Source organism: Pseudoroseomonas cervicalis ATCC 49957 (assembly GCF_000164635.1).
Taxonomy (GTDB): Bacteria; Pseudomonadota; Alphaproteobacteria; order Acetobacterales; family Acetobacteraceae; genus Pseudoroseomonas; species Pseudoroseomonas cervicalis.
Window position 1 is genome coordinate 233,029 of record NZ_GG770778.1, and the last position, 5,176, is coordinate 238,204.

Below are 5,176 nucleotides of genomic sequence, written 5' to 3' on the forward strand. Positions count from 1 at the left end.
GCCGGAGGCGGCGGGCGGGCTGCTCTGCGCGCTCGCCGGCGCGCTGGTCTGGGCGCTCTACTCGGTCACCGCGCGGCGTCTCGCCGCCGTGCCGACCGAGGCGGTGGCGGGCTTCTGCCTGGCCAGCGCCGCGCTGGCCCTGCTGCTGCACCTGGTGTTCGAGCAGACGGTCTGGCCGGATGCGCGGCAGGCGCTGGCGCTGCTGCTGCTCGGCCTCGGCCCGGTGGGGGCGGCTTTCTACCTGTGGGATATCGGCATGAAGCGGGGCGACCCGCGGCTGCTCGGCACGCTGGCCTATGGCATCCCGGTCGCCTCCACCCTGCTGCTGGTGGCCGCCGGGCATGGCCAGGCGGATCTGCGCGTGGCGCTGGCGGCGCTGCTGGTGGCGGCGGGCGGCGCGCTGGCGGCGCGCCCCGCCCGCTGAGGCGGCACCAGAGCATTGTCCGTTCGCACTGGCTCACGGACAATGCTCTAGATTATTGTTTTGAGAGCATCTTCACGCGATCAGGCAACGCAGCCTGATCGCGATCTGCTCTAGCCGGGGCGGCGCCAGATGCCGCGCAGCACCTCGGCCGGGCCCTGGTGCTTCGGGCCTTCGTCCAGCAGCAGCGTGCCGGTCAGGCACTCCTCCAGTTCCAGCCCGGCGAAGGCCTCCTCCGCCGCCGCGCGGGTCCAGAGCAGGTCCGGGTCCTTCGGCCCGCCGCTGCGGCGGCCCTGCTGGGCGGGGGTGAAGCCCTCCAGCAGCAGCCGCCCGCCCGGCGCCAAGGCGCGGCAGGCGGCGGCGGCCACCACCGCCCGGTCGGCGGGCGGCAGGTGCAGATAGACCCAGGCGATCAGGTCGTAGCGCGATTCGGGCCAGTCCCAGCGCGTCAGGTCGGCGGTGACGCTCTCCAGCGCCACCCCCGCCTCCCGCGCCCATCCGGCGGCGCGGGCGGTGCCGGTGGCGGACCAGTCCACGCTGGTCACCACCAGCCCCTGCCGCGCCAGCCAGACCCCGTTGCGCCCCTCGCCATCGCCGAGGCAGAGCGCCCGCAGCCCCGGCCGCAGCCGTGGCGCCAGGCTCTCCAGGTAGCGGTTGGGGGCGCGGCCGAACATCCAGGGCTGCTCGGCGTAGCGCCGGTCCCAGGCGAGCGAGTCGCTCATGGCTGCCAGCCCGGCGGCGCCAGGGTGAAGCCGGCGAAGTCGAAGGCCGGGGAGACGGTGCAGCCCACCAGCGTCCAGCCGCCGAGGCTGCGCGCCGCCTGCCACTCGCCCGGCGGCACCAGGCCGAAGGGTTCTTCCCCGTTGCCGAGATCGGGGCCGATCCGGTGCTCGCGCACCGGGCCGCCCTCGGCCGCGATGGAGAGCAGCAGCGGGGCGCCGGCATACCAGTGCCAGGCCTCCGCCGCGTCCACCCGGTGCCAGTGGCTGGCCTCGCCCGCGGCCAGCAGGAAGTAGATCGCCGTGCCGGCGCCGCGCGACCCATCCGCCGGCCGGTCGCGCCAGATCTCGCGGAAATGCCCGCCCTCGGGGTGCGGGGCCAGGCCGAGGGCGGCGATGACCGCCGCCGCCGGCAGGGAGGGGTCGCGCAGATCCATCAGGCGGCGGGCGGCGCGGTGCGGGCGATGGCCGGGGCGGCGGCGACGCCCTCGTACCAGGCGGCCAGCTTCGGGTGCGCCGCGCGCCAGGGCTCATGCGCGAAGCGGAAATCGAGATAGCCGAGCGCGCAGGCGACCGAGATGGCGCCGATATCGGAGAGGCCCTGCGGCGGGCTGGCTTCCAGCGTGGCCAGGGCGCGGTCCACGGCGGCCTTCTGGCGGGCGGAGAAGGCCTTGCGCCCGTCATCCTGCGGCAGGGCGTCGTTCATGCGGCGGGCCACGGCGGCGTCCATCATCCCGTCGGCGAGGGCCTGCATAACCAGGGCGGCGATGCGCTTCGGCCCGGCGGGGAAGAGCGGCGCGGCGTCGCCCAGCCCGTCCAGGTATTCGCAGATCACCGGGCTGTCGAAGATGGCCATGCCCTCATCGGTGAGCAGGGCCGGCACCTTGCTGAGCGGGTTGGCGCCGAGCAGGGCGTCGGGGCTGGCATGGGCGTTGGTGGCCACCAGCTCCACCCGGCCTTCCAGCCCGCGCAGGATGACGCAGGCCATGACCTTGCGGACGAAGGGGGAGGAGGGCGAATGAAACAGCTTCATCGGGACGTTATCCATTTTGATCTGAACGCGGGGTCCGGGGTGGCCGTGCCACCCCGGCGGAGGGGTTTGGGGAGGCGGCGCCTCCCCAAGGAATTAGCCGCGGAAATTGTCCTTGGCCGTGCGGATGCGCCCCAGCTCGCTGGCGGTGGATGCGCGCAGGAAGGGGTTGGTTTCCTTCTCCCGCCCCAGCGTGACGGGCAGGGTGGGCTGGCCGGCGGCGCGGGCGGCCTGCACCTCGGCGGCGCGTTCGCGCAGCGCCGCGTTGTCCGGCTCCACGGTCACGGCGAAGCGGGCGTTGCTCTCGGTGTATTCATGGCCGCAGCAGACCAGCGTCTCGTCCGGCAGCGGCTTCAGCAGGGAGAGGGCGCGGAACATGTCCTCGGCCGTGCCTTCCAGCAGCCGGCCGCAGCCCAGCGAGAACAGCGTGTCGCCGCAGAGCAGCACGGCGCCCTCGGGGAAGTGGAAGGCGACATGGCCGATGGTGTGGCCCGGGCTGTCGATCACGGTGCCGGTGGTGGCGCCGATGGCCACCGTGTCGCCGGGGGCGACGGCCTGGTCCAGCTTGGGCAGGCGGTGGGCGTCGGCGGCGGCGCCGATCACCCTGGCGCCGAAGCGGGCGCGCACCTCCTCCACCCCGTCCACATGGTCCGGGTGGTGGTGGGTCAGCAGGATGATGTCGCAGCGGCCGCCGGCGGCTTCCAGCGCCTCGATCACCGGCCCGGCCTCGCCGGGGTCGCAGATGGCGACGGTGCCGGTGGCCTGGTCACGCAGCATCCAGGCGTAGTTGTCGGACAGGCAGGGCACGGCCTGGACGGTGACAGCCATGGCGGGATCTCCTCGGGGCTGGTGGGGAAGCGGGGCTTCCGGCGCGGCGCCATGGTTGGAGCGGTCCGGCGGCCTCCGCAAGGGGCGGGGGCGGATCGCTTTCCGCCGGCCACGCCCCAGCCGGGGCGTGCCATGCGGCGTTGGGCGCCCTATATCCAGGGACATGAAGGCTGAGGTGCACGCCGACAACCACGGTCACCGCGATTTCTACGCCTCGCCGCTCGGCCTGGTGGCCGCGCGCCTGCTGCGGGAGCGGCTGGCGCGGCTCTGGCCGGATCTGAGCGGGCGGGCGGTGCTCGGGCTCGGCCATGCCGCGCCCTATCTGCGGCTGTGGCGGGAGCAGGCCAGCCGCATCCTGGCCGCCAGCCTGCCGGAGACCGACACGGTGCCCTGGCCGCCGGGCGGCGCCTCGCTGACCGCGCGGGTGGAGGACGCGGCGCTGCCCTTCCCCGATCTCAGCTTCGACCGCGTGCTGCTGGTGCATGGGCTGGAGGGGGCGGAGAACGACCGGCGCGCGCTGCGCGAGGTCTGGCGCGTGCTGAAGGATGACGGCCGCGTGCTGATCGTGGCGCCCAACCGGCGCGGGCTGTGGGCGCACCGGGACAGCACGCCCTTCGGCCAGGGGCGGCCCTATTCCACCGGCCAGCTCTCCCGCCTGCTGGAGCGCAACATGTTCACCGCCGAGCGGCGCGACACCGCGCTGTTCACGCCGCCCTTCCAGGCGCGGCTGCTGCTGCGCGCCGCCGGGCTGTGGGAAGGGGCGGGGCGCAGCCTGGCGCCGCGCTTCGCCGGGCTGGTCATCGTCGAGGCGCGCAAGAGCATCTATGGCGTGCTGCCGGCGCATGGCGCGCGGCTGCGCCCCGGCCGCCGGGTGCTGGTGCCCGAGGCGGTCTGGGCCGCTCGCGAGGAGGCGATGCGGCGCGACTCGGCGCCCCGCCTATAGTTCCGCCCAAGGCCGGAACCGGTTCGGCCGTCTGGGAGGATACAAAGATGTTCCAGATCGCCACGCCGCCGCGGCGGGCCGTGCTCGGCGGCATGCTGGCCGGCGGGCTGCTGGCCAGCAGCCATGGCCCCGCTCTGGCGCAGCGCGACTACGGCCCCGGCGCGCCGCCGCTGCGCTACCCCGACCCCGACGTGCTGGTGCTGAACCCGCGCCGCTTCCGCGCCAAGCTCGGCAATGCCGCGATCCGCCGCGTCCACACCGGCATGGGCTGGGCCGAGGGGCCGGCCTGGCACGCCACCGGCCGCTTCCTGATCTTCTCCGACATCCCGAACGACGAATGCCTGCGGCTGATCGAGGAGGACCGGCACGTCGCCCGTCGCTTCCGCAGCCCCTCCGGCTTCGCCAATGGCAACACCTTCGACCGCGAGGGACGGCAGATCGCCATGCGGCACCGCCACCGCGACGTGGTGCGCTACGAACCCAATGGCGATGTCACCGTCCTGGCCGCGCGCGGGCCGGATGGGGAGTTCAACGCCCCCAATGACGGCGTGGTGCATCCGGGCGATGGCAGCATCTGGTTCACCGACCCGGGCTATGGCGCGCTGATGGATTATGAGGGCCAGCGGCACGAGACCGGCAGCCCGCGCCCCTTCATCAAGGAAGCCGTCTACCGCATCGATGCGCAATCGGGCGCGGTGACCAAGGTGGCGGACCAGCCCTTCAAGCCGAACGGCCTGTGCTTCAGCCCCGACTACCGCATCCTCTACGTCGCCGACACCGGCAGCAGCCACTACCCCGAGGCGCGCAATGTCGTCTGGGCCTTCGACGTGGACGGCGCCAGCCTGCGCAACCCGCGCGTGTTCGTGGACATGACGCTGGACGGCAAATCCGGCCTGGCGGACGGCATACGCTGCGACACCGAGGGCAATCTCTGGTCCTCCGCCGGCTGGGTGGGGGAGGGGTATGACGGGGTGCATGTCTTCGCCCCCGATGGCGAGCGCGTCGGCCAGATCCGCCTGCCCGAAATCTGCAGCAATCTCTGCTTCGGCGGCACGCGGCGGAACATCCTGTTCATGACGGCGAGCCAGTCGCTGTACATGCTGCCGGTCGAGGCGCGGGGGGCGCATTTTTGTTAGGAGAAAAAATCTTCTTTTTCTGAAGAAAAAGAAGCAGAAAGACTTTCTTTCAGTTTGGCGTCCCGCCTCAAGGCCATAGGCGGGACGCCAGCTGACAAG

At 73.0% G+C, this 5,176-nt stretch carries 7 protein-coding genes; 3 read left to right on the top strand and 4 right to left on the bottom strand.

The genetic code is table 11. The annotated features are described in order from the left end of the window. On the top strand, positions 1-424 hold a 424-nt coding region (locus HMPREF0731_RS08400), incomplete at its 5' end, for a DMT family transporter (protein WP_007003649.1). 110 nt (positions 425-534) lie between these two features. Here the strand turns inward: HMPREF0731_RS08400 and HMPREF0731_RS08405 are convergent. From HMPREF0731_RS08405 to gloB, 4 genes are all read right to left on the bottom strand, one after another. Next, complete coding sequence (locus HMPREF0731_RS08405; RefSeq protein WP_007003650.1) at positions 535-1,143, bottom strand: class I SAM-dependent methyltransferase; 609 nt, start codon at positions 1,141-1,143, stop codon at positions 535-537. Beyond that, the gene (locus HMPREF0731_RS08410; RefSeq protein ID WP_007003651.1) at positions 1,140-1,577 is read right to left on the bottom strand and encodes a cupin domain-containing protein; all 438 of its coding nucleotides are present in this window, start codon (positions 1,575-1,577) and stop codon (positions 1,140-1,142) included. The genes HMPREF0731_RS08405 and HMPREF0731_RS08410 overlap by 4 nt, the downstream gene beginning before the upstream one ends. After that, positions 1,577-2,173 (bottom strand): glutathione S-transferase N-terminal domain-containing protein, encoded by a 597-nt coding sequence (locus HMPREF0731_RS08415; RefSeq protein ID WP_007003652.1) that lies wholly within the window; start codon positions 2,171-2,173, stop codon positions 1,577-1,579. Before HMPREF0731_RS08415 ends, HMPREF0731_RS08410 begins: the two co-directional genes overlap by 1 nt. Positions 2,174-2,266: 93 nt before the next feature. Beyond that, positions 2,267-2,998 carry a hydroxyacylglutathione hydrolase gene (gloB, locus tag HMPREF0731_RS08420; RefSeq protein ID WP_007003653.1) on the bottom strand — a complete coding sequence of 244 codons (732 nt, stop codon included), beginning with the start codon at positions 2,996-2,998 and terminating at the stop codon, positions 2,267-2,269. 175 nt (positions 2,999-3,173) lie between these two features. Between gloB and HMPREF0731_RS08425 the strand changes: the two genes are divergently transcribed. Both HMPREF0731_RS08425 and HMPREF0731_RS08430 read left to right on the top strand, forming a co-directional pair. Further along, positions 3,174-3,941: a methyltransferase domain-containing protein gene (locus HMPREF0731_RS08425; protein WP_245538291.1), complete on the top strand. Its 768-nt coding sequence runs from the start codon at positions 3,174-3,176 to the stop codon at positions 3,939-3,941. A 47-nt stretch (positions 3,942-3,988) separates the two neighbouring features. Then, positions 3,989-5,077 (top strand): SMP-30/gluconolactonase/LRE family protein, encoded by a 1,089-nt coding sequence (locus tag HMPREF0731_RS08430; RefSeq protein ID WP_007003655.1) that lies wholly within the window; start codon positions 3,989-3,991, stop codon positions 5,075-5,077. Positions 5,078-5,176 lie beyond the last annotated feature (99 nt).